The sequence below is a fragment of the Dorea ammoniilytica genome, from assembly GCF_025567415.1.
Classification (GTDB): domain Bacteria; phylum Bacillota; class Clostridia; order Lachnospirales; family Lachnospiraceae; genus Claveliimonas; species Claveliimonas ammoniilytica.
The window spans coordinates 25,457-49,329 of record NZ_JAOQJV010000019.1 but is presented as its reverse complement, the minus strand read 5'-3'; the positions used below and the strand labels follow the sequence as shown (position 1 = coordinate 49,329).

Here is a 23,873-nt window from a genome sequence, read left to right as displayed (position 1 = left end):
ACGACAGCAATACTATGCTTCACTGCAGGGGGCTGCATAAGGTCGAACATTCTTGAGAATAAAGTGTAAACCAATATTGACAATATCAAAATCAAGATATCCGGCATCCGTTTGCCAATCTCATATCCGGAAATAGAGCTGCGGTCTAACCATAATTTCCCCGCCAGCTGACTCTGTGACATGTTATGACACTCCCGCATATACTTCAGATTCTTACCCAACTGTTCCTTCTTCATCATCGACACCTATGTTCTTTCTCAAATTGCGTTTCAGATCCATAACTGTCTGACTGATAATCATAAGTTCCGTTTGGCTACAATCTTCTAACGCTTCCACTATCTCGCCTTTGTATACATCATTGGTATATTTCAGGCTGTCACACAGAAGCTGGTCAGCAGATACATGTAAGGCATTCGACGCCTTAACTAAGAAGTCGACACTGAGAGTGGTTCTTGCATTTTCTACATGTGAAATATGCGGTACAGAATATCCGATTTCGCCCGCGAACTGTTCCTGCGAATAATGCAGTGCTTTGCGTGCCTGTCTGATCCTTTCTCCCAGTTTTTTATAATCCATCGTCCTACCTCCAGCATCTTACCATTATTGTAAAGAATAGCCTTTCATATGACCATTAATTATATGCATAGCATTGCCTTGGTAGTTTAATTTTTATAAAATTTTTCTCAGAGCGACAGATGTATCTCGTCAAGCAGAATCCTTTATATGTAATTTCGTATGCCTCCACAGCTCATAATCTGCTCTGCAATATCCTTAATTCCTTCAAAACCTTGCTCTTCTAACCATTCCCTCTTTTCTATTAACAAATTATAGTTTCACCTAATGTCTTCGTATTATTTATTTTCATTTTTCTTCTCCAACTATGCCATACGGCTAATTTTTTGTTTTTCTTATAATATGTGCCATACGGCTCTGTCAAGCCTAGATAAACCACAACTCCTGTCTCGTCGTGGATATGGCTGTCGCCCCTGCTTTAAGTGCTGTCATGATATCTTCTTTATCATCAATCAGTCCACCCGCAATTACCGGAATATGCTGATGCTGCACGATTCTTTTAATCACCTTCGGCATAATCCCAGGCAGGATCTCGATGCAGTCCGGCTTGCTTGCCGCACTCTGGCGTCTGATATTTTCCAGCGAACGGGAATCCAGCACAAAAAAGCGATGCACTGCATACAATCCCAGTTCCTTCGCACGATTGATCTGTGCGGTCTTGGTGGATATAATACCATCTGCTCTGGTGTTGTGCCTGATAAAATCGACTGCAATCTCCCGTCCGTCAAATCCACTGACCAGATCCAGATGCACCATAGCAATCCGTCCTTCTGTTTTGACGCGCTCTACAATCTCGGATATATTACAGATATCTCCGAATAATATAAATATAATCTGACTGTCCGTCTCAAAGCTCTTTTCCAGACTCTCCATGTCCTTCACAGTAGCGATCACAGGGCAGTCCTCTATAATTTCTCGAAATGCATGATTCATTTATCATTCTCCAATCCGGCGAAAAAGAGTTCATAGAAATCATCCTCACCTAGTAATTTGGGCGAATTTTCTCCTCCGCCATTGGTGCTTCTGCGCATCGATGCATAAAAGTTCTCTCCGGCACAGATCAGATCCATCTCATAGATCTCATATCCAAATTCTCTGCAAATCCTGCAAAATGCGGAAATCGGATCTGCTTCCTCTCTGGACGCAAGAAATCTTGCCTTCCATTCCGGATTATGCGCTGTCTTATGCTGTAATTCATCCAGCATTTCTGCAATATCTGCCATTTATATCACACTCCATTATCATCAGCTATCAACTTTATATTCGACCGCGTTACACTCCGACTTTCTTGCATATATCGGCAAGACAGCATCTGTCACAATGTGGTTTCGTTCTTGCCGTACAGACCTCCCGTCCATGATTTACAAGTCGGTGACAGAAATCACTGCCTTCCTCCGGCGGAATAATCTTCCATAATTCCATTTCCACCTTTTTCGGATCTTTAATACCATCTACCAGTCCCATTCGGTTCGTCAGACGGATGCAATGTGTATCCGTTACGATCGCCGGTTTTCCAAACACATCTCCCATGATCAGGTTCGCACTCTTTCTGCCGACTCCCGGGAGCTTCAATAATTTATCAAAATCGTCCGGCACATTACCGCCATATTCATCACGCAGGATCCGCATACAGGCACTGATGTCTCGCGCCTTGCTTTTCCCTAATCCACACGGCTTCACGATCGCCTCGATCTCTTCCGGCTCCGCTGCTGCCAGCGCATCCACCGTCGGATACTTAGCATATAGATCTTCTACCACAACATTCACTCTGGCATCGGTGCATTGTGCCGCCAGCCGGACACTGACCAGCAGCTTCCATGCCTGATCATAGTCCAGCGTGCAGTCTGCATCCGGATATTCTTCTTTTAAACGCTGTATGATTTCCAGCGCCCGTTCTTTCTTCCTCATTGTCATCCTCCGATTATAAGCTTTTCGCCCATTATAACATTCTTTTATTCATAAAGAAAGATGCGTGCCAACTGAATGACACGCATCGGATATACTCTATTTTTCTTATTAGTGATGGAACAGACGGATGCCTGTAAATGCCATTACCATGTCGTATTTGTTACAGGTCTCGATTACGTTGTCATCTCTGACAGATCCGCCCGGCTGAGCGATATATTTTACGCCACTCTTATGTGCACGCTCGATGTTATCGCCAAATGGAAAGAATGCATCAGATCCAAGTGCTACATCTGTCAGCTTGTCTAACCATGCGCGTTTCTCTTCTCTGGTAAATACTTCCGGCTTCTCTGAGAATGTGTTCGGCCATGCCTCATCGTTCAGCACATCCATGTATTCGTCGCCAATGTACAGATCGATCGCATTATCTCTGTCTGCACGACGGATACCTTCCTTAAATGGAAGATTCAGCACCTTCGGGCACTGTCTCAGCCACCAGTTATCAGCCTTCTGACCAGCCAGTCGTGTACAGTGGATACGTGACTGCTGTCCGGCACCGATACCGATTGCCTGTCCATCTTTCACATAGCATACAGAGTTGGACTGTGTATACTTCAGTGTGATCATCGAAATCGCAAGATCAATCTTAGCCTGCTCAGTCATCTCTTTATTCTCTGTTACGATCTCATCGAAGAAATGCTCGTCAATATTCAGCTCATTTCTTCCCTGTTCAAATGTAATACCAAATACATCCTTGTGTTCCAGTGCAGCCGGTACATAATCCGGATCGATCTGGATCACATTGTAATTGCCGTTCTTTTTCTGTTTCAGAATCTCAAGTGCCTCCGGCTCATATCCCGGTGCGATCACACCGTCCGAAACCTCTCTCTTGATCAGTCTGGCTGTATCTGCATCGCAGACGTCTGACAGAGAAATAAAATCACCGAACGAAGACATACGGTCGGCACCTCTGGCTCTTGCATATGCACTGGCAAGCGGTGACAGTTCACCAAGGTCATCTACCCAATAGATCTTCGCCAGTGTCTCAGAAAGCGGAAGTCCCACTGCAGCACCTGCCGGCGATACATGCTTGAAAGATGTAGCTGCCGGAAGTCCGGTTGCTTTCTTCAGCTCTTTTACAAGCTGCCATCCATTAAATGCATCCAGAAAATTGATATATCCAGGACGTCCACACAGCACCTTGATCGGGAGCTCACTTCCGTCTGCCATATAGATTCTTGATGGTTTCTGATTCGGGTTACATCCGTATTTCAGTTCTAACTCTTTCATCCTTATCCGCTCCTTATTTATTTTTATTTACAATCTTTGACTCATAGTTACCTGTTGCAATATCAATATAACGCACAAACAGAGATACTTTATTGTCCTCATTCAGACTGTTCCATAACAGATCTGTAAATGCATCCATATCATCCGGGATTGCCACAAGCTTCGGTTCTCCCTCAAAGCTTGGCAATGGATTGCCATCATGCATATAAGTATGGATAAAATGTCCTTCTCCTGCTTTTGCATTCTCATATGCAAATGTATAACGGTTACAGCTTGACGGATCACCGTTATTACTCTTGAGGATAGACATTGCGTAGTTATATCTTCCATTCTCAACATGCATAACTCCGGAAATACGAGGTGTGTAATTCGGTCCGTCCGGCTCAAATTCTCTGCTTCTCAGTGACTGTTCAAAAGTCAGCTGCTTGTCCATGCCCTCGTAGATCGTATCTGTCTGATCTCCATTTGTCACGATCGTCTTATTGCCAAGCACACGTACCGGCGCATAGATAATCAGGCTTGGATCTGTCAGCTTGGACTCGTCAAATGCCTGTGTGCGGATGCCTTCTCCGTCTTCTACAAAAATACGGTTACGGCTGTTCTCGCTTCTTCCCATAATAAAGTAAGCTGTTACCGCTTTTGTGCCATCAGCACTCTTTCCAATGATAATTCCTCTTCCAGGATATGCATTTTCCTTCAGTTCCTTCTCAATTGACAACATTTCCATGAATCCTTCTCCTTTTACTGAACAATTAGATACAGTATCATTATATAGAACTATGGCTGTCATTTCCAGTAGCTGACTGTTTATTTATCCTTGGAGCTATTTATAATCACTGCTTATAGAGCATCGCCATTTTCCTGTTCTTCTCCGTAATGTTTGCTCAATGAGAATCCTCGTCCGCGCACTTCTGTAACCCTGCTGACAATCATAAATGCCTCCGGATCAATCTGTCTGATCAGCTTCTCTACCTGCGGAAGTTCACGATTCGACACAATGCTCAGCACGATCTGTGTCTGCTCCTGACGATAACCACCCTCGCCATAAAGCATCGTTACGCCTCGGTCCACCTGCGCCAGAATCGCCTGACGGATCTCTTCCACCTGACTGCTGATGATCTTGACCTCCGTCTTCGTACTTCCCATCATCAGCACTTTATCCAGCACAGTCGTATACACAAGCACAAGAAGGATACCATATAATACTCTCTCCGGTGGATTATAGATTACCTGCATGATCAGTATCAGCATATCAAATGCATTCAGGCTCACAGATACCGGAATCCTGAAATACTTATGCAATACCAGCGGCGGAATGTCCATACCACCCGTAGATGCACCCGTACGGATAACTATGCCAAGTCCGATTCCAATACCAAGTCCGGCAAAAATTGTATTCAGCATGGCATTCTCCGTAATCACATAATTCCCGAAAATTCGGGTAGCTGCTTCCAATGCGATTGGATACGTAAAAGAACTTATCACCGTTGTCAGTGCAAACTTTTTACCAAGAAATGCTACTCCGACTAATAGCATTATAATATTGAACACCAGTACAAATCCGGAAATGGACAATCCTGTAAAATGGTTCACCACCAGACCGATACCAGTCGTGCCTCCTGTCATCAGATTGCCCGGCAGCAAAAAAAGCCTGACCACAAGTGCATAGAATACATTTCCAAAAATCACCGTTGCGACCGTACTTATCCGTTTTAAATATATGTTTTCCATAAAAACCTCCGAATATTTTTGTCAAGATACGTTATAGAACAAAGAATGTGCCTTGGCACATTCTCGCGCCTGCGGCGGTCGCTTGCGACATCTACCTTATCCGCCGCAGTGCGCATCCTCGCGGAGCGTTTTTTACTTTACAGGAAAGCAATTTCCTGTAAAGTAAAAAACACGCCTGTCAGAGAATTTTCCCTAACAGACGTGGATCAAGGCATCGCCTAATACAGTGCTATTATACTTGTATATGTTCAATAATTCAAGAGATCTCTCCTTATTCATCCAATTCTAACTCATGCGGATACAGAATATCTTTTTCTTTGATAATAATGGTTCCGACACCTGCTTTGCTGAAAAATTCCAGAATCAGTGCGTGTGGTATACGTCCATCTACCAGATGTACACGATTTACCCCCTGTTCAACTGCACGGAATCCGCGTTCTACTCTGCTTATCACACCTTCTGTCACTTTTCCCTCATCCAGCAGCTGATGGACTTCATCTACGGTAAGTCTCGGATACACCTTAGTGCGTTCCACATCCTTCCAGATACCTCTGTGGGATGACAGATAGACTAACTTGTCCGCCTTTAAGCCGACTGCTACTTCTAATGATGCATCTTTCGGATCAATCAATTCATATTCATTATCAATGTCATTCGGTACGATAACCGGGATAAAATCATTATCTAATGCCATATGCAGCGTATCCAGATCCATGCCGCAGATACCGATGGCTTTCACACCGCACAGCTCAATCAGCTTGGCAATCCTTTTATTCTCACGAAACTTGTCCGCTCCCATCGGCGTATCATGTACTACAACCGGCCGCATGCCAACCGTCTTGAGCAGTGCAATATCTTTCATCAGTGTCTGCTCATCAATCGGACTTAAATACTTACGGCAGCCATACTCGATTACCACAATTTTGTCACTGAAATCCCGGATATACGGTAATGCCTGTATCAGGAACTCTGCCTTTGGTTCTACCTGATCATATAATTTCTGATCCATAGTGTCTTATTTTCTCCTTTATTCTTTATATCCTAGAATTTACGAATCGTATCTTCTTCGCTTTCTCCTGTTTTATCTATCTTTTTGATCACTACATAATATCCGGCTCCCGGCTGTACTTCGATATACACCCTGTCACCTTCTTTGTGTCCAAGCAGTGCCTTCCCCATCGGTGATTCAATGCTGATGCGTCCATTCAGTGAACTTCCCCTGACCGAGGTTACCAGCTTATATACTTCCGTCTCATCATCATCCTCACAGTAAAGAGTTACCGTATTGTTGATACCCACTTCATTATCCGCAGATGAATCATCGATTACTTCCGCAGTCTTCAGCATACGCTCCAGATAACGGATACGGCTCTCATTCTGATTCTTATCTTTTTTTGCCGCATGGTATTCAAAATTCTCGCTCAGATCACCGTGCGCTCTGGCTTCTTTGACCGCCTCCAGTGCATCCTTTCTGACTACCAGCTTACGGTATTCTATCTCTTCTTCTATCTTCTGTACATCACTTTTGGTCAATTGTTCCCGCATGATAACGCCCTCTCCTTCCATACACTATCCTAATGTTAGCATAGTTTCCGATTGATTAAAAGCTTGAATCCCTTCTGAAATTGCAAAAAGAGCACCTCTTTCGAAGTACTCTTTCGCCTTACAGCTTCTTATTCTACATTTTTCAATGCATCTGTCATCGGAATCCGTTCCACCTTCCGTATCTGGAAAAACGCTACCAGTGCATAGGCTATCACTCCTGCCGCAAACATTTTCACAAAGGTAATCTCTGGTACATAATATGGCAGCCATCCGGAAAACTGAGCAAATGCAGCTTTACATATCTCCTCAATCGTAATATTTGCCAACGGAATTGTAAGGATCAACGACAATACTACTACAATGGTCGTTGCTGTGATATACAAACGGTTAATTTCATGATTCGTGTATCCCAGGATCTTTGCCATGGATATGGACTGGGCATTCTTTTCAATAATGATCTTAGACAACAGGTAAATGATAAGTACAAACATGATCACACCAAATCCCTGAAATAATACCATCATATTTCCCATAGATACTTCCAGCTGTCTGCATGTCTTATCCAGATCGTCTTTGGTAATAACCGTCGATATCATTTCGTCACTGATATCCGTAATCCTCTTATCAGAGAAATATCCGTTAAAGTATCCTTCCTGTTTATTGAATACTTTATTATACTGATCCTGTTCCATAAAGACTGCAATCGATGCCGGATATGTATAAATTCCCGCTATCTTAAATGTATAATCGTTATCATCATACGGCTCATCCAGTGTAACACTGTCACCCACATGTATATTGTGTTTTTCCGCAAATGCATTGGATATATAAATATCATCCGGATTCCGGAATTCAATGTCCACATACACACTGTCCGGACTGACTCCATATACCATAACATCTTCGCTTTTCAGCTTGCCTTCCTGTGTCTTTAATGTAGTTATGCTGTATTTTTCTGCCCCTTTTGTGGACGTAGACAACAGTGAATCTGTATAAAACTTATATAACACATTGGTCATCGTGCCATCCGGTGCATCTGAGAATTCTTCGCTGTCCATATCCTGAAGCACATACTGGTATTTACATAGCATGCTATGTGTTATATCCTGTTCAAAGTGAGCTAAGAGCGGACTGAACATCAAGCCGAATAACAGGATCAGATTGGCAAAGAATACACCGACAACTATCGTAATATAATTCGGTACATTCTGAAAAATGATTCTGAATCGAAATCTTGTAACAAAATAAATCCGACTGCTCAGATGTACAATCTTTTTCTTCTTCCTCCTACTGAGATCTCTTCGCATAAATTTGAGCGGTGACATCGACAGCTTGCTGCGCAATGTCACGTAATTAATCACCATCAGGATCAGGATTGGAACCAATGTTGTTTTGATAAACGCATCTGCACTCCATATCGTCACATAGGTCGGCAGACTGTAGCTGCCGTAATACATGGCAGCCATATAACCTTTCAGCACGGTATAGCCCAGTATATTTCCGACTACTGCCGCAGCTAACATCACGATCACCGGCATCGTCATATAATGACGGATCAGTTCTCTTTTTGTATATCCGGATGCCCGAAGTGTACCGATAACAGTTGCTTCTTTGGATATCGTATTACTGGTAGTAATCGCAAATACGAATGCAATAATTGCTACTACGATATACAAAAAAACAGTAAACATCGCACTGTCTCCTCCCATATCGTCACCCGTAAATATGATTGCCTGATTGACGAATTCCGGAATATAATTCACAATCGTTCCTCTTTTTGCCAGTTTTTTTAGAAAATCTTCTCCCATTGTCTTAGCTTCTGTATCATTTTTCGGCGGATTATTATATTTCCAGGCATAACTATAGTGAATATGTGTGTCGTCTAATGTAGCAAAGCCGTCTTCTGTCATAATTGCTACTCCGAATTTGGTTGCATCAAACATCATATCCGATGTATTGGAAAACAATGCGCTGTAGTCAGACAATGCTACAAGTCCGGTAATTTTTAATGTCTGCTTACCGACTTTCAGGTCATCTCCAACCTTCAATTCGTTATTATCTGCATACATACGGTCAATTGCAATCTCATCTGCCTTCTCCGGCATCTTGCCTTGCATCAGACAAACCTTATCAACATCTGTACGAGGTTTGAAGATTCGAAGCGTACTGTCTACCTCTTTCGTCTCTTCTTCAATATAGTAATTCGGATATACGGTTACGCCATCCTGTTCGATCTTCTGCAGCGTACCATCTGACACTTCTTCATCCAGTTCAAAATTACCATCTTCGATATTATACTTTTCAAAGCTCTGTTCATATGCCTTAAGCATACTTCCATCGGCCACCAGAAATCCAGACACCAACGCGATCATCCCTGCCAAAAAAATAAATAATACAAGGTGTTTACCAAATTCGCTTTTCAATTCTCGCGGAAGTCTTTTATTCAGTGGATTCTTCATCGCTCACCACCTACCATTCCAGATCCATTGCAGGTATCTTATGCTCATTCATATAATTCTTGCGGATCACTCCATCACGAAGTTTTACAACCCGGTCAGCCATATGCTCAATTTCCCCATTATGTGTAACTATCACGACCGTATTACCGTATTTTTTATTCACATCTTCGATCAGCTGTAATATTTCCTTGGATGTATGGTAATCCAGCGCACCCGTAGGCTCATCACACAACAAAATATCCGGATTTTTCACAATTGCTCTTCCAATTGCGGTACGCTGCTGCTGTCCTCCTGATAGCTGATTCGGTAATTTGTTCCGGTGTTCATACAATCCAAGCGTCTTCATCAATTCATCCACATCCAACGGATTGTCACTTAAGTATGCTCCGACCTCTATATTCTCCCGGATGCTCAGATTCGGAATCAGATTATACATCTGAAACACATATCCCAAATGCTTTCTCCGATATAAAGTCAGTTCTTTCTCTGACATATCGCCTGTCCGTTCCCCATCGATAGCAATGTATCCGTCATCTGCCTGATCAATACCACCCAGGATATTCAACAGCGTAGACTTACCCGATCCTGACGGTCCCAGAAGCGCGCATATCTCTCCTTTTTCCATACTCATGTCAATGCCTTTCAGCACATTTACGCGACTTTCTCCATCACCAAAATGCTTTGTAATTCCTTTGATCTCTAAAAACATAATTTTTCCTCTCCACCAATTAGTTACAGCTAACTATATGTTAAAAATCGAGTAGGCCAACACCTACTCGACGTGCAATCAATGTCATCTCGCCTGTCGGCTCGATGAACATTGGTCGCCATATAGAAATTCGTGCAAGCACGATTTCTGCATAGCGACTTATTGCACAAAAAGGTGGTTAGCATTAGCTAACCACCTTTATCATATACAATCTGATACCAAATTGCAAGTCTTTTCATTATGTCCCAGCTTTATTCACATTTTTAAATTCCTATTTCTGCTTTTTCAGGTCAGCATTAAAAATGTCTCTGTCAAGCAGCTTATTCTGGTGTGCTATGATTGTCGTGCACACAGCATCTCCAGTAATATTAACTGCCGTACGGCTCATATCCAGAATACGGTCGATTCCCATGATCAGACCGATTGCTTCTACCGGAAGTCCTACCGATGCAAATACCATCGACAACGTTACCAGACCGACTGACGGCACACCAGCAGTTCCGACTGAAGCAAGTGTCGCTGTCAGGATAACGGTTGCATAATCAGCCGGTTTCAGCACAATTCCATACGCCTGTGCCGCAAATACAACCGCCACGCCCTGCATGATCGCTGTTCCATCCATATTAATAGTTGCTCCTAACGGAATGGTAAAAGAACTTACCTTTCTGGATACTCCAAGCTTCTCGTCCAGTGTCTCAATAGACAACGGAATCGTTGCATTTGATGTTGCTGTTGAAAACGCGAAGCTCATAACCGGAGCAAATTTCTTCAGGAACTTCACTGGATTCAGACCAGTCAGTACCTTCATCAAAATCTGATATACGCCAAAGCATTGGATTGCAAGTGCCAGCAATACTCCGATCATGTATTTTGCGAGTGGCAAAAATGCACTGAACCCAATTCCGGAAAATGTCTTTGCAATAAGGCAGAATACACCGATCGGAGCTGCAAGCATGACCGTGCTTGTCATTTCCATCATCACATCATTAAACTGAGAGAAGAAATTAGCCACCGTATCCACACGTTCTCCAAGCTTTGCGATCAGAATTCCCACGAACAACGCAAATACGATAACCTGCAGCATTTCTCCGTTTGCCAGTGCTGCGATCGGGTTCTCCGGAATGATATTCAGGATTGTATCTGCGGTACTGACTGCCTCTGCCGTCGATGTCTCAACCGCTTCCATTCCTGAAATATCCAGACCAATACCCGGATTGATCAGATGTCCTACAGCAAGGGCCACGCTGATCGCAAGAGCTGTAGTCACCAAATAAAACAGTAACGCCTTCACACCAATCTTTCCAAGACTTTTCGTATCACCCATTGCCATACTTCCGCATACCAATGAACAAAATACCAGTGGAACTACCAACATTTTCATCAAACGGATAAATCCGTTACCAACTACGTAGAATATCCCATTTACAAATACAGTATCTTTCACATAGCCAGACGGTACAACGTAATGCATGAGTACACCACACAGACATCCCAGAATCAATGCTGCAAATATCTGCGTCGTGAGACTGATTTTTTTCTTTTTCTCTTTCACTGTCTTTCTCCTTATCTCATTTCTTTCAAAAATTCCTGCAGGCTCTCTTTCCAGTCTGCCGGCTCTTCCAGTCCGCAGATACGCAGCATCATGTTATCTAAAAGTGAGTACACCGGACGCACATGCTTCTGTCCTGCTGTCTCTTTCACCTCGATATCTTTTCCAGTCAGTTCTTTTAACTTAACTGCATACTCGTAACGGCTGACCGGACCTCCGGTACACACAATATGGAAAATGCCATAATTCGTACCGTCTATCAGATTCATGATCACTTTCGCCAGTTCTTTTGCACTGGTTGGTACTGCGCATTCATCAGAAGCCACTTCAATCCTGCCATCTGCCTCCAGAAATTCATGCACAAAATCCGCGCCTGTTCCATACACCCAGGATGAACGGATAATGATATGTCTGGTACACAGACTACTGACCATCCGCTCGCCTGCAAGCTTGGACTTGCCATAAATTGATCTCGGCACCGGATTATCGAATTCGTTATATGGAACTTCGCTGTCACCATCAAACACATCATCCGTAGACATCTGAACCAGCTTGGCACCCAGACGTTCTGCCGCGGTCGCAAGATTTCTTGCACCAATTGCATTCACCTTATACGCTTCTTCCGGATTTGCTTCACATTCTGACGGATTTGTCAATGCTGCACAGTTGATAATAACCGTCGGGCGATTCATTTCTGCATAGAGACGCACTGCGTCCATATCTGTCACATCGACATCTTCTTTATTCGTACACAGTACATGATATCCGTGTTCCGGAAGCACTTTATGGAGTGCTGTTCCTACATGACCATCTGCTCCCGTAATCCAAATCATATTTTTCGACATAATCTTTCTCCTTTTGCGAACTCAGAAAAGTCCAAACAACACAAATACGATTGATCTCATGTTTTGCTGTCTGGACTTTGATAAATGTTACTATTATTATCTTTTCAGTTAAAAGATCCCAAGTAATTTACTGTATTCCGTGAGTGCTCCATCTGTCTCTTTTGCAAGCACTTTCTTTGCAAGCACCTTACCGAGCTGAACACCTTCCTGATCAAAACTATTGATGTTCCATACAAATCCCTGGAACATTACTTTATTTTCAAAATGTGCAAGAAGTGTTCCCAGTGTCTCCGGGTTCAGCTGATCACCTACGATGATACTTGATGGTCTTCCGCCCTCAAAGTATTTGTTACAGTTCTCATCATCCTTACCGCAGGCAAATGCCATGATCTGAGCTGCTACATTTGCACAGAGTTTCTGCTGGCTCGTACTTCCCTGGATCACAACATCATTGTCCATCTGATTATGCTTAAATCCCACGAATTGAAGCGGAATAATTCCTGTTCCCTGATGCAGAAGCTGGTAGAATGAATGCTGACCATTTGTTCCAGGTTCACCGAAAATTGCCGGTCCTGTCACATAATCAATCTTTTCTCCAAAACGGTTCACACTCTTACCATTAGACTCCATATCCAACTGCTGTAAATGTGCCGGAAAACGGCTTAATCCCTGTGAATAAGGCAGCACTGCTGTAGAACTGTATCCAAGGAAATTACGTTCGTAAACGCCGATCAATGCATCTAACATTGCCGGATTCTTCTTAATGTCTGCATTCTTTGCAAGCTCATCTTCCTCTGCGCATCCCTTCAAAATGCGTCCGAATACTTCCGGTCCGAATGCCAGTGAAAGGATCACGCCACCAACAGCTGATGTAGAGGAATATCTTCCTCCGATAAAGTCATCCATATAGAAAGAATCGAGATAGTCCGCATTGCCCGCGAGTGGTGAAGTCTCACTTGTAACAGCAACCATGTGCTTAGACGGATCGAGCCCTGCACTTGTAAGAGCATTTTTAACAAATGCTTCATTTGTCAACGTCTCAAGGGTTGTTCCTGACTTTGACACAAGTACAAAAATTGAATGAGCAACATCAATCGATGCAAGCACTGCTGATGCATCATCCGGGTCAACATTACTGATGAATCTGGCTTCCATCTTATGTGTACCATTGACCTTTGCCCAGTTCTCAAGGCTTAAGTATAACGCACGAGGGCCAAGGTCACTTCCGCCGATACCAATCTGTACTGCTGTAGTGAATTTCTCACCATTCTCATTCACAATCTCACCGGCATGTACTTTATTAGCAAATTCAGCTGCTCTTGTCTGCTGGGCAATATAGAATTCTCTCTTATTGATACCATCAGCTACAACATCATCACCAAGCTGTCCGCGTGTCAGCTGATGAAGAACCAGTCTCTTTTCACCTGTGTTAATTACAGCACCGTTATACAATGCTTTATATTTATCTGCAAGTTCTGCCTCATCAGCGAGCTCCTGCAAAACTTCAAGTAATTTATCATCAACCTGCTTAGCAGCATAGCAATATGTCATTCCGCTGGCCATCGGTATCTGATATTCTTTTACACGCTTTGCACCATTCTCTCCGGACATAAGTTCTTTTACATTGACAGTTTCTTTCATTGCTTCAAGTTTTTTATAAGACTCAAGCAAGTCAAAATTCTTCCATTCCATCTTAATTATTCCCTTCTTTCAAATGCTCTAAGTTCTTTTATAGTATACTAAAATCTCTAACGTTTTTCAACAAATGGTTAAATATATCCCTGAGGAAACATCACCTCAAAAATTGTCCCTCCGAACGGATTGGCTCTGACCGTAATACTGCCATCATGTACTCTCACGATTTCCCGTACCAGCGCAAGTCCAAGTCCTACACCGCCGAGCTCCCTGCTTCTGGATTTATCCACACGAAAGAACGGTTCAAACACGCGCTCCCTGAGATCTTCAGGAATTCCGCTTCCCGTATCTTCTACTGACAGGTAAATATGCTTTTCCTTCTGGCATGCTGTTACTGTAACCTGTCCTCCTAAATGATTATATTTTATAGCATTTTCAACAAGATTATATACCAGTCTGTATATAAGAATATCACTTCCAACCATCGTTATATCCTTACATTTCCCAATCAGTTTTATATTCTTTTCCTGCGCGAGCGGTTCCAGATCCTCCAATACTTCATCAATAAGAGCGTCAACTATAATTTTTTCATCCCGTCCTACTGTCTGAAGCTCGCTCATATCAAGAAGTGTCTTTACCATTTTGCTGAGTCTGTCGTTCTGTTCCGTAACCATCTTTATCGTCTGTAACGTATCTGCATCCTGATCCGAATGTCGGGTGGAATTGTATAGATCAAGCTGTACCTGCATCAGAGATAATGGGGTTCGAAGCTCATGTGCCGCATTTGCAGTAAATTGTCTCTGTATCTCAAATGCATCTGAGAGGCGTTCAAGCATCTTGTTATATGAAACACTAAGCTGATTCAATTCTTTAATCTTGTTTTCTTCTATTCGTGAATCTGCCAGATTTTGTGCCTGTACCTCTTCGATTTTATCTGAAAACTCATTGATTGGTCTGAGTGCATGCCCACTTATAAAATATGTAGCCACCCCTCCAAGAAGAGCCAGTAAAGCTGAAATAATCAAACTGTTTCTTTTGTAATCTGCCTTATTATTGTACACCTGAACAGAAAAATCATTTGCAAACTCATCCCACTTATCCTCCGGAATGCTGATATATATTTCATCTGAATCACCCTCGTTATCATCTTCCCGGGCATCAACAGCCTCTTGCAGAGAATCCATATAATACACACCATTTTTATAGATAAACATAGTCAGACAGCCACATATGATCGCAATACATAATGTAGTTATACAGGTAAGCCTCCATTGCAGCGACATTCGTTTCATTGATCGGACTCCTCTCGTATTTTATATCCTTCTCCTACCTTGTTCATAATCGGATCATATCCAAGCACTGACTTAAGCTTTCTTCTCAGCGAAGACATATGTACTCTGATAGCTCCGCTAAAACTATCTGCAGATGCATCCCAGACATGCTCCATCAATTCCTCCTGACTTACCGGTCTTCCCAGATTAAGAAGCAAATATTCCAAAATACCTTTTTCTTTTCTCGTCAGAGAAATCATTTTCCCTTTTGCATATGCCTCACGCTTTATCGTATTGAATTCTATCTCGCCGCTTTCCAGGCATACATCCTTCTGCACAAATTTTCTTCTTGTCAGACTTCTGATACGTGCCTCAAGTTCCTGCAGGTGGAATGGTTTTTCCATATAATCATTTGCCCCTGCATCCAGTCCTTCAACCTTATCCGCAATCTGCCCCCTTGCAGATAATATAAGAACCTTTGTCTCCTCATTCATCTGCCGGAGTTCCTTTAGGATCTCCATCCCATCCATGCCGGGCAGATTCAGATCCAGAACAATCAAATCATAATTCTCTGCCAGAATGCATTCAAGAGCATCCTCTCCATCATAACAGGTATCCACCTCGTACCCAATATCATATAATCATTTTGCAACCGTATCACATATTTGTTTCTCATCTTCAACTATTAATAATCTCAAGATTCTTTCACCTGTTTCTTAACAATAATTTTACACCAGCTATTGTATAATACCAATGTCAGCTGGTCAACAAATACAACAAACGAAAGGAGTAATAAAAACTTGAAATGCAAAAAATCATCTCAAATTATTTTGCTCATCACAGGTATAACTATGGTTAGCTATGGTGTAATCAGGGGTGAAGCAGCTGTCGTGCTTGGTAAAGCAATAAAATTATGTCTGGAGTGTGTCGGAATTGGATAAGAAAAAGAATTTACTGTCAAAAAAAGCAGCCGGAATACGCGGATGGATACAGGCAGGTGCCACACTGCTCACCAATATTCATATTCCCAATTTGTTTAAAGCAACCATATATCAGGGCAATGCTAAAACAGTATGTGTACCGGGATTAAACTGTTATTCCTGTCCTGCTGCAACGGGAGCATGCCCGATCGGAGCCTTTCAGGCGGTTGTCGGATCATCCAGCTTTAAATTTTCATACTACATAACCGGTTTTTTTATTTTGCTCGGTGTGACACTTGGAAGATTTATATGTGGTTTTTTGTGCCCGTTTGGATGGTTTCAGGATTTACTTCATAAAATCCCGGGGAAAAAATTTTCTACAGCCCGCCTGAAGCCGCTAAGATACCTGAAATATATCATTCTTATTATTTTCGTTATACTTCTTCCAATGTTTGTAACGAACTCAATAGGAATGGGTGATCCATTCTTCTGTAAATACATTTGTCCGCAAGGCGTTTTGGAAGGAGCTATACCTCTCTCACTTGGAAATGCTGCTATACGGTCTGCACTGGGAACGCTTTTTTCTTTTAAATGCGTTATTCTAATCACAGTTGTTGTGTTAAGTGTTATATTTTACAGACCCTTCTGTAAATGGATTTGTCCTCTTGGAGCAATCTATTCATTGTTTAATAAGGTAAGCTTTCTTTCGATCAAAGTTGAGAACAGCAAATGCGTCGGATGCGGCCAATGTTCAACGGCATGCAAAATGGATGTCGATGTGTGTAAAACTTCAGACCATCCGGAATGCATACGATGCGGAGCCTGTATAAAGGCTTGTCCGAAAGATGCCATCCACTATGAGTTTATGGGTAACCATTCATCTTAATACTATTATTTAAAGGAGCAATTATTCATGAAAACAAAAAGAACATTTATTTCTATTTTTACACTCTGCGTAGCATTATTACTTACAGCATGCAACGGAAACGGAACTTCAGACACTGAAAATTCTCAGAATACCCAGACTGAATCCAGCACAGACTCTTCTGACGATTCCAATACGAAACTGGATGATTTGTATCAGCAGGAAAACCAGCTCTTTGCAGATCATAAAGATGTATGGGATAAAGCATTTGGCATGATGAATAAAAGCGCTGCTGATCCAAACGGAAATTATGCGGATTATCTGGCTGACACAGTTGAATCAAACAAAGATTCTTTTACAGATGACGAACTGAAAATACTTACAGATGATATTGAAACGATACGAAAAATCGAGGAACAGATCGCAGAACTCGAAAAGAAAAATGCCGCATCAGATAGCCAGAAAAACACTTCCGACGATGCATCTCCTTTTAAGAATTTTTCCGGCAAAGATTATGATGGCAATTCTGTTGATGAAAGCCTGTTTTCCAAAAATGCAGTAACTGTCGTTAATTTCTGGTTTACCGTCTGCAAACCTTGTGTTGCTGAGCTGTCTAAGCTTAACGAATTGAACGATGCCATTAAGGAAATGGGAGGCGAAGTAATAGGCATCAACACCGAAACCTTCGACGAAAATAAATCTGCCATTAAAGAAGCAGCATCCATTCTCGAAAGTCAGGGTGCCAAATATCGCAATCTCTCCATTGACTCTACTTCAGATGCAGGCAAATACGCCTCCGGTATTATGGCATTTCCTACAACAATACTAGTTGACAGAAACGGTAATATTGTGGGTGATCCTATGCTCGGTGGAATTGATAACCAGGATAACTATGATACTTTGATGAAACAGATTCAATCTGTAATTGATGCAGATAATACGAATAAATAATAGAGAAAAAGGAGCTGTCGTGATGATATGCTCCCTTCTAGGTAGACAAGTGAAATAATAAAAACTTGTCACTTAGGAGGGAGCATATTTTATGTCTAAAAGAAAAGTATCTGTTGAGGATAAGATATATGCTGTAAATCTATATCTGGAGGGAAAAGAAAGCCAACGGCGAATTGCCGATATGTTTGCTGTAAGTCTCGCATCTGTCCAACAATGGATTCAAAACTATGAATCTATTCTCTACAATGGACAGTCCGTTTTCAATGCAGATGGTATCACTTAATCGGCGAACCGCCTTGGTGCTGCCCCAAAAGTTTCGGAATTTCCGGTCATATTCTAAGCTGACCGATGACCAGATAATGTGATTATGAATGTGCGACTTGTCTATGTGAGTACAGACCACAAAGGCATGATTGCCTTTGGTAAATCGCTTGGCAAATTCCACACCCAGCCGGTTAGCTTCTTCCGGAGTAATCTCGCCGGGGCGGAAGAAACTCTGCATCCGCAGTCCGGCTGTCACACGCATAGCTGGTAATGAGCTTGCCGTTATCTGTTTTCTGTGAGTTTGCTACATAGTCGATGATGTCACTGATCGCCCGACTTTCTGTGCGGCCTTTGCCGACATGAAGCGGTATGATTCTTGTAGTTGCCATAAAAAGCCATCCTCTCAAAATATTTTCTATGAACTCTTTGTGCCTATCGTTGAAATAAACTCTCCTTATGGGTATAATATAAAGAAACTACCAATACCTCAAAGGAGGGATTTTATGATAGAACAGCTAATTGCTGAAGCAACCGAATGTGATTTCAAAGTTGCACTTGAAATAAAGAAACCCAAAAGCTGGTTAAAAAGTGTCAGTTCCTTTTCTAATGGAATCGGCGGAACTCTGTTTTTCGGAATCTCTGATGACCGGAAACCTATTGGCTTGTCCGATGTTCAAAAGGATGCTGAGGCGATCAGCCGCTTAATCAAAGAACGAATCACACCATTACCTCAGTTTATCTTAAAACCATTACAGGAAGATGGTAAAAATCTATTAGCTCTGGAGGTTTCTCCCGGCCGCAGCACCCCATATTATTACAAGGCAGACGGCGTGATGGAAGCATATATCCGTGTTGGAAATGAAAGCGTAATTGCCCCTGATTACATTGTGAATGAACTGATCTTAAAGGGAACCAATCAGTCCTTTGATACCCTAACAACAGACGCGGTAAAAAAGGATTACAGCTTTACACTTCTGGAAGCAACCTATCTGGAACGGACCGGTCTCCGCTTTGAGCCATTCGATTATGTTTCCTTTGGTTTGACTGATAAAAATGGACTCCTGACCAATGCCGGAAAACTCATGACCGATCAGCACACGGTTTATAACTCCCGTATGTTCTGTACCCGGTGGAATGGCTTGGAAAAAGGCTCTATCTTTGATGATGCGCTGGACGATAAAGAATATGAGGGAAATTTGATTTATTTACTGAACAGCGGCAGTGAATTTATTCGCAATAATTCCAAAGTCCGTTTTGTCAAAAAGGCACAGTATCGTGTAGACAAGCCGGATTATGCTGAACGAGCTGTGACAGAGGCTCTTGTCAATGCGCTTATCCATCGTGATTATATTGTGCTTGGCAGCGAAATCCATATTGATATGTTTGATGATCGGGTGGAAATCACATCTCCGGGCGGTATGTTTGGCGGCGGCTCAATTCAGGAATACGATATTTACAGTATCCGTTCCATGCGACGAAACCCTGTGATTGCTGACCTGTTCCACCGCATGAAGTACATGGAACGCCGTGGAAGTGGCCTACGCAAAATCGTCAGTGAAACCGAAAAGCTACCTGGATATACAGCGACATATAAGCCTGAATTTACCTCAACAGCAACAGATTTCAGAGTCATCTTGAAAAATGTAAACTACAACATGTGCGGTGCTTCCGTACATGATGCCGCACATGATACAGCACATGATACATCTGTGATCAGCAAGCAAAACTTGCTATTGGAATTTTGTGCAGATCCTAAAAGTCGAGATGAAATGCAAGCATATATTGATGTTTCCAGCCGTTCTCACTTCAGCAAATATTACCTCAAGCCTTTATTATCTTCTGGTAAACTTGAAATGATGTTTCCAGACAAACCCAAAAGCAAAAAACAGAAATACACTACCGTTCATTCCAAATAACCAAGAAGCAGGGCATTGGGTCTCATTTCCCATTGTCCTGCTTCTTTTCATTCCAGATTATATTCGCATCATTTACCCATACATCCAATCCTGTATCGCAAATTTCAAACTCTGCACCTTTCCCAGCAGCCAGATCGCAGCCAGCGGCAGCCCCATCGGACTAATCAAAAATGCCATCAACAACAAAATAAACCCGTTCTGCGGAGAATATATAATCAACACTGCCACACCTAACAAAGCAAGAATCATGCTGATAAGCCCCAGAACCAGACCGGATACATAAACCAGGCCAAGACATATCCAGACAAAAAGTGCTTCTGGAAATAGAAAAAGCACCCAGTTATTTATTACTGAGTGCCTGCATTAGAATCATATTTAATTGTTCAGATTTGGTCAGATTATGCCAAACCCTCTAGCAAAAAATCCGGTGTCTGAGAGTGCCAAAATCACCTTCAAAAATACCCCCGAAATTGCTCTCTGGTTGTCCTATTTTTTAACCACTAAGGCCGTTTTTTGACCCCATTTTTGCCGGTTGTCCTATATTTAACCACTAAAAATTGGGTGAAAACGGCTCTCGTTTGGTCAAACTATATCAGCTCGTTTAGGTATAAGAAAACCCCGGAAAACCTTGATTTTCCGGGGTTTTTGAACCATTTTGATATAGTCTGAGCAGTCGATTATCGTTTGCATAATTCCGACCCTTGAAAAATAAGGCTTTTCAAGGATTTTGTCAGTTACCCGTGTGTTACTCAAACTCCTCGGAGAGTTCTCCCGTTGTTTTATTATAACACACCCGTCCGGAACTTACACCTCAATGATGCGAACATGCTCCGGCTGACCGGACAGGAAAATTCCGTCGATAGTCTCAAGCATTTTCTTTCCCTCTACTGTGTGAATTGCCTTGATATAATACGACTGTCCTCTCACTGCACGTCCGCAGATGCTTTCATTGCCCCATGATGCAGAACGACGGAGATTCAGAGCACCATCACAATCAACGATCGCTCTTGTAGTCTTTTCCGGATAGATTGTGTCAGAATCGGACACCTGTTCCTCTGTTTTTCTTTCATCGTCTCCGGATGTCTCCTGCCCTGCTGCATCGTCTCCATCACCGGAGGTCTGCTGTCCGTTCTCCTGCTCGCTATTTGCCCCATTCTGCCCGTTTTCCGGTTCTACTGGTGTATTTCCTCCAGTGCCTCCGTTTTCGTCGTCTGTGGACGCTCCTGCGTTGCCCTGCTGCCCCTCTGCATCCTTTTCATCGGTGAGGGTTGTTGCTGCTTTGAGTTCCTCTGCGGTCATCGTGCCGACCTTGTTCCCGTCTGCATTGTAGGTGTTCACGCTACCGTCGGGATTTGTCTCCAGTGCTCCCTCCGGAACATTGTCCGTGAGTGAGCCGATGACGTTTCCGTTTTCATCCCACACAACCAGTTCCTCGTTTTTTGCTGCCGCTTTCAACGCTCCCTCGATTGTCTTGTATTCCTTGCAGTCCTCTTTTTTGAACTCCGTTCCTTTGCCTAAATAGTATAACATGTTTTCGCCCTCCTCTGCTACTTTTTGAGATATTTGCTCGACGCAAATCCCACCACGTTTTTATATGCTACATACAACCACTTCACTCCGGACACATCCGTGTAATATCCATAACACTGACACGTCTCTCCGCTCTGCATTGTCGTCAAGACTTTCTTGTCTTTTCCTGTTCCTGCCCCCGACCGTAGATTCAACGCTCCTGCTCCCGTTACCTTGTACGTTCCTGCAAGGCTCTTGTTGAACCCTTTTGCGGTCTCCAGTTTCATGTTGCTATTGATTGGAACTGTCTGCGATGCACCTCCTCCGGATGCCTTTGCTCCATTGGTGAGGTTCGTCGCCACATGAGCACCATCGTTCAACAGAATGTCGCCCTCAAGCAAATACGCATCTGATGTCAGATATTTTTTATCTGTCAGCACCTCGAATCCTGCTGCCTTGAGTGCTGCCCGCAGGTTTCCGGTATAACATGCAGTGCTCACATTTTTCAGTTTCTCATTTTTCAGTCTATATCCTGCACCTTTTACGATTGCAGCAACACCGGACGAACAGTCAGCCTCGCACGGAACTGTGATTTGAGCAGGGTCGAAATTTGAATCCGCAAGGTTCGTCCAAAATGTTCCCCTGTGCGACTGACAATATCCGACCATATTGTTGACTGCTGCTGCCTTTGCCATCTGTGCAATGAGTTTTCTCGTTGCTGCATCCGGATGACGGAGAACGCATTTCCACGGTCTGTTATACCAGTTTATAACCTGCCACTCTGTTCCCGTCTGATCTCCGGCTTTTCCTCCGGAATATTTTCCTCTCTCGTCGTGTCCGCAATTTGAAATCATTTCTTTTCCTCCTTTTGTTTCTTATCTCCGGAATCATCTATCACTGACATAATGAATATAAAAGCCAGTATGAACGGAACTCCTATCCATATCACCGCCACCAATACCGACAAAATGAAAAATGTCAGTTTGACCATGATTCTGTCCTGTTTCGTTTCCTGTTCCTCGTAGTATTCCGGAAACAACTCTTTTTCCCGCTCCTCTTTTTCGGACTGCCTTTCAAGCATCCAAAAAATAACAAACGTCAAAACGAATGTAACTGCTGCCCCGATGATGTACACCGTCACCATCGTGCTCCAGTGCTGTGACATGAAAATCTCAATTTCACTCACTGCCCTCACCTGCCTCGTTCGCAATGAGTTTCTGCACCGCCTCATTGCTGTCAAGCATCGTTCTCATTTGCTCAAGAGCCTCATCCACCATCATGCTGAACATGTCGAATGTGATGACCTTTGCAAGCCACTCAAACCTTGCCACAAACATGTCGTACACATACCGGAGTTTGAGTTTTCCTGTTCCTGCTCCCAGTTCCTTTTCTGCTTTTGTCACCGCATACAAGAGCCACTCTCTGACCTTGTTCAACTGCTTATCAGATGGCATTTTCACAAAAGAATAAATTGCGTACCCGATAGAGCCTCCCACTGCTGCTATTGCCACGATAACAAACCAATTTTCAACGATGAATTTCATCCCTGCACCTCCTCATTATTGTCTGCATTGATGTCATCCGGTTCGTTCTCGTGCTGTTTTCCTGTATCTTTCTTTGTAACCGTCTTTACTGACTTAATGAGTGCCATCGCACCGCCCTCCACTGACAGGAATCGAAATACATTCTCTGTCAATGTTGATGGTTCAGCACCCACTCTCACAAACACTATAATCGCCACAACTGTGTAGATAAATGCTGCAAGAATCATACAGATAACAACACGATTCATGAACTGACCGGAGACTTTGTTTTTCCGCTTTGCTGCCCGCTGTTCTATCCGGTACAATTTTCTTTTATGCCGGAAATACATGCGACGCTCTGCGTTCGTCATCCTGCTTTTGTTCACTTGTTGCCTCCTTTATGTGGTTGATTC

Annotated in this window: 28 protein-coding genes and 1 pseudogene; 5 read left to right on the top strand and 24 right to left on the bottom strand. The window is 42.9% G+C overall.

What is annotated here, in order from left to right:
- The 17 genes from OCV65_RS11735 to OCV65_RS11655 all read right to left on the bottom strand — a co-directional run.
- Positions 1-182, bottom strand: a 182-nt coding sequence (locus OCV65_RS11735) for a helix-turn-helix domain-containing protein (protein WP_262582206.1), incomplete at its 3' end; no start/stop codon positions are given.
- 31 nt (positions 183-213) lie between these two features.
- Complete coding sequence (locus OCV65_RS11730; RefSeq protein WP_158574282.1) at positions 214-576, bottom strand: helix-turn-helix domain-containing protein; 363 nt, start codon at positions 574-576, stop codon at positions 214-216.
- 363 nt (positions 577-939) lie between these two features.
- Positions 940-1,506, bottom strand: coding sequence for a glycerol-3-phosphate responsive antiterminator (locus OCV65_RS11725; RefSeq protein ID WP_118382578.1), 567 nt, complete (start codon positions 1,504-1,506; stop codon positions 940-942).
- Entirely contained in the window at positions 1,503-1,796 is a 294-nt protein-coding gene (locus OCV65_RS11720; protein WP_262582205.1) for a hypothetical protein, read from the bottom strand. The genes OCV65_RS11725 and OCV65_RS11720 overlap by 4 nt, the downstream gene beginning before the upstream one ends.
- A gap of 49 nt (positions 1,797-1,845) precedes the next feature.
- On the bottom strand, positions 1,846-2,481 hold the full coding sequence (locus tag OCV65_RS11715) for an endonuclease III domain-containing protein (RefSeq protein WP_118382576.1): 636 nt from the start codon (positions 2,479-2,481) through the stop codon (positions 1,846-1,848).
- 108 nt (positions 2,482-2,589) lie between these two features.
- Entirely contained in the window at positions 2,590-3,768 is a 1,179-nt protein-coding gene (locus tag OCV65_RS11710) for a phosphoribosylaminoimidazolecarboxamide formyltransferase (protein WP_262582204.1), read from the bottom strand.
- Between the two features lie 13 nt (positions 3,769-3,781).
- On the bottom strand, positions 3,782-4,495 hold the full coding sequence (locus OCV65_RS11705; RefSeq protein WP_262582203.1) for an IMP cyclohydrolase: 714 nt from the start codon (positions 4,493-4,495) through the stop codon (positions 3,782-3,784).
- A 113-nt stretch (positions 4,496-4,608) separates the two neighbouring features.
- Positions 4,609-5,499, bottom strand: a complete 891-nt coding sequence (locus tag OCV65_RS11700) for a YitT family protein (RefSeq protein WP_262582202.1) — start codon at positions 5,497-5,499, stop codon at positions 4,609-4,611.
- 271 nt (positions 5,500-5,770) lie between these two features.
- Positions 5,771-6,508, bottom strand: coding sequence for an amino acid kinase family protein (locus OCV65_RS11695; protein ID WP_118382566.1), 738 nt, complete (start codon positions 6,506-6,508; stop codon positions 5,771-5,773).
- Between the two features lie 32 nt (positions 6,509-6,540).
- Complete coding sequence (greA, locus tag OCV65_RS11690; protein ID WP_262582201.1) at positions 6,541-7,044, bottom strand: transcription elongation factor GreA; 504 nt, start codon at positions 7,042-7,044, stop codon at positions 6,541-6,543.
- Between the two features lie 128 nt (positions 7,045-7,172).
- Positions 7,173-9,503, bottom strand: coding sequence for an ABC transporter permease (locus tag OCV65_RS11685; protein WP_262582200.1), 2,331 nt, complete (start codon positions 9,501-9,503; stop codon positions 7,173-7,175).
- A gap of 10 nt (positions 9,504-9,513) precedes the next feature.
- Complete coding sequence (locus OCV65_RS11680; protein ID WP_262582199.1) at positions 9,514-10,212, bottom strand: ABC transporter ATP-binding protein; 699 nt, start codon at positions 10,210-10,212, stop codon at positions 9,514-9,516.
- A gap of 271 nt (positions 10,213-10,483) precedes the next feature.
- Entirely contained in the window at positions 10,484-11,764 is a 1,281-nt protein-coding gene (locus OCV65_RS11675) for a dicarboxylate/amino acid:cation symporter (RefSeq protein WP_262582198.1), read from the bottom strand.
- 11 nt (positions 11,765-11,775) lie between these two features.
- Positions 11,776-12,606 (bottom strand): dTDP-4-dehydrorhamnose reductase, encoded by an 831-nt coding sequence (gene rfbD / locus OCV65_RS11670; RefSeq protein WP_262582197.1) that lies wholly within the window; start codon positions 12,604-12,606, stop codon positions 11,776-11,778.
- Positions 12,607-12,714: 108 nt separating this feature from the next.
- Positions 12,715-14,298, bottom strand: coding sequence for a glucose-6-phosphate isomerase (locus OCV65_RS11665; protein ID WP_262582196.1), 1,584 nt, complete (start codon positions 14,296-14,298; stop codon positions 12,715-12,717).
- Positions 14,299-14,375: 77 nt separating this feature from the next.
- Positions 14,376-15,533, bottom strand: a complete 1,158-nt coding sequence (locus OCV65_RS11660; protein ID WP_262582195.1) for a sensor histidine kinase — start codon at positions 15,531-15,533, stop codon at positions 14,376-14,378.
- A complete protein-coding gene (locus tag OCV65_RS11655) occupies positions 15,530-16,144 on the bottom strand; it encodes a response regulator transcription factor (RefSeq protein WP_262582208.1) in 615 nt (204 codons plus the stop codon). The genes OCV65_RS11660 and OCV65_RS11655 overlap by 4 nt, the downstream gene beginning before the upstream one ends.
- Before the next feature lie 168 nt (positions 16,145-16,312).
- On the opposite strand from OCV65_RS11655, the gene OCV65_RS13465 reads away from it, so the two are divergent.
- The 4 genes from OCV65_RS13465 (at position 16,313) to OCV65_RS11635 (ending at position 18,531) form a co-directional block, all read left to right on the top strand.
- On the top strand, positions 16,313-16,453 hold the full coding sequence (locus OCV65_RS13465; RefSeq protein ID WP_262582194.1) for a CD1871A family CXXC motif-containing protein: 141 nt from the start codon (positions 16,313-16,315) through the stop codon (positions 16,451-16,453).
- Positions 16,446-17,318: a 4Fe-4S binding protein gene (locus OCV65_RS11645; RefSeq protein ID WP_262582193.1), complete on the top strand. Its 873-nt coding sequence runs from the start codon at positions 16,446-16,448 to the stop codon at positions 17,316-17,318. Before OCV65_RS13465 ends, OCV65_RS11645 begins: the two co-directional genes overlap by 8 nt.
- 27 nt (positions 17,319-17,345) lie before the next feature.
- Entirely contained in the window at positions 17,346-18,248 is a 903-nt protein-coding gene (locus OCV65_RS11640) for a TlpA disulfide reductase family protein (RefSeq protein WP_262582192.1), read from the top strand.
- A gap of 91 nt (positions 18,249-18,339) precedes the next feature.
- Positions 18,340-18,531 carry a helix-turn-helix domain-containing protein gene (locus tag OCV65_RS11635; RefSeq protein WP_262582191.1) on the top strand — a complete coding sequence of 64 codons (192 nt, stop codon included), beginning with the start codon at positions 18,340-18,342 and terminating at the stop codon, positions 18,529-18,531.
- Here the strand turns inward: OCV65_RS11635 and OCV65_RS11630 are convergent.
- A pseudogene (locus OCV65_RS11630) lies at positions 18,484-18,901 on the bottom strand (relaxase/mobilization nuclease domain-containing protein); the annotation flags it as partial. The gene OCV65_RS11635 and the pseudogene OCV65_RS11630 sit on opposite strands and share 48 nt — an antisense overlap.
- Before the next feature lie 114 nt (positions 18,902-19,015).
- Between OCV65_RS11630 and OCV65_RS11625 the strand changes: the two are divergent.
- Positions 19,016-20,428 carry an ATP-binding protein gene (locus OCV65_RS11625; RefSeq protein ID WP_262582190.1) on the top strand — a complete coding sequence of 471 codons (1,413 nt, stop codon included), beginning with the start codon at positions 19,016-19,018 and terminating at the stop codon, positions 20,426-20,428.
- A gap of 72 nt (positions 20,429-20,500) precedes the next feature.
- Here the strand turns inward: OCV65_RS11625 and OCV65_RS11620 are convergent, their stop codons facing one another.
- From OCV65_RS11620 to OCV65_RS11595, 6 genes are all read right to left on the bottom strand, one after another.
- Entirely contained in the window at positions 20,501-20,776 is a 276-nt protein-coding gene (locus tag OCV65_RS11620) for a CD1845 family protein (RefSeq protein ID WP_262582207.1), read from the bottom strand.
- Positions 20,777-21,232: 456 nt separating this feature from the next.
- A complete protein-coding gene (locus OCV65_RS11615) occupies positions 21,233-21,958 on the bottom strand; it encodes a hypothetical protein (RefSeq protein WP_237998875.1) in 726 nt (241 codons plus the stop codon).
- A 17-nt stretch (positions 21,959-21,975) separates the two neighbouring features.
- Complete coding sequence (locus tag OCV65_RS11610) at positions 21,976-22,791, bottom strand: endolysin-like domain-containing protein (protein WP_262582189.1); 816 nt, start codon at positions 22,789-22,791, stop codon at positions 21,976-21,978.
- Complete coding sequence (locus tag OCV65_RS11605) at positions 22,788-23,123, bottom strand: hypothetical protein (RefSeq protein ID WP_055062292.1); 336 nt, start codon at positions 23,121-23,123, stop codon at positions 22,788-22,790. Before OCV65_RS11605 ends, OCV65_RS11610 begins: the two co-directional genes overlap by 4 nt.
- The gene (locus OCV65_RS11600; protein WP_004605283.1) at positions 23,116-23,481 is read right to left on the bottom strand and encodes a hypothetical protein; all 366 of its coding nucleotides are present in this window, start codon (positions 23,479-23,481) and stop codon (positions 23,116-23,118) included. The genes OCV65_RS11605 and OCV65_RS11600 overlap by 8 nt, the downstream gene beginning before the upstream one ends.
- Positions 23,478-23,846, bottom strand: a complete 369-nt coding sequence (locus tag OCV65_RS11595; RefSeq protein WP_003506207.1) for a hypothetical protein — start codon at positions 23,844-23,846, stop codon at positions 23,478-23,480. Before OCV65_RS11595 ends, OCV65_RS11600 begins: the two co-directional genes overlap by 4 nt.
- Positions 23,847-23,873 lie beyond the last annotated feature (27 nt).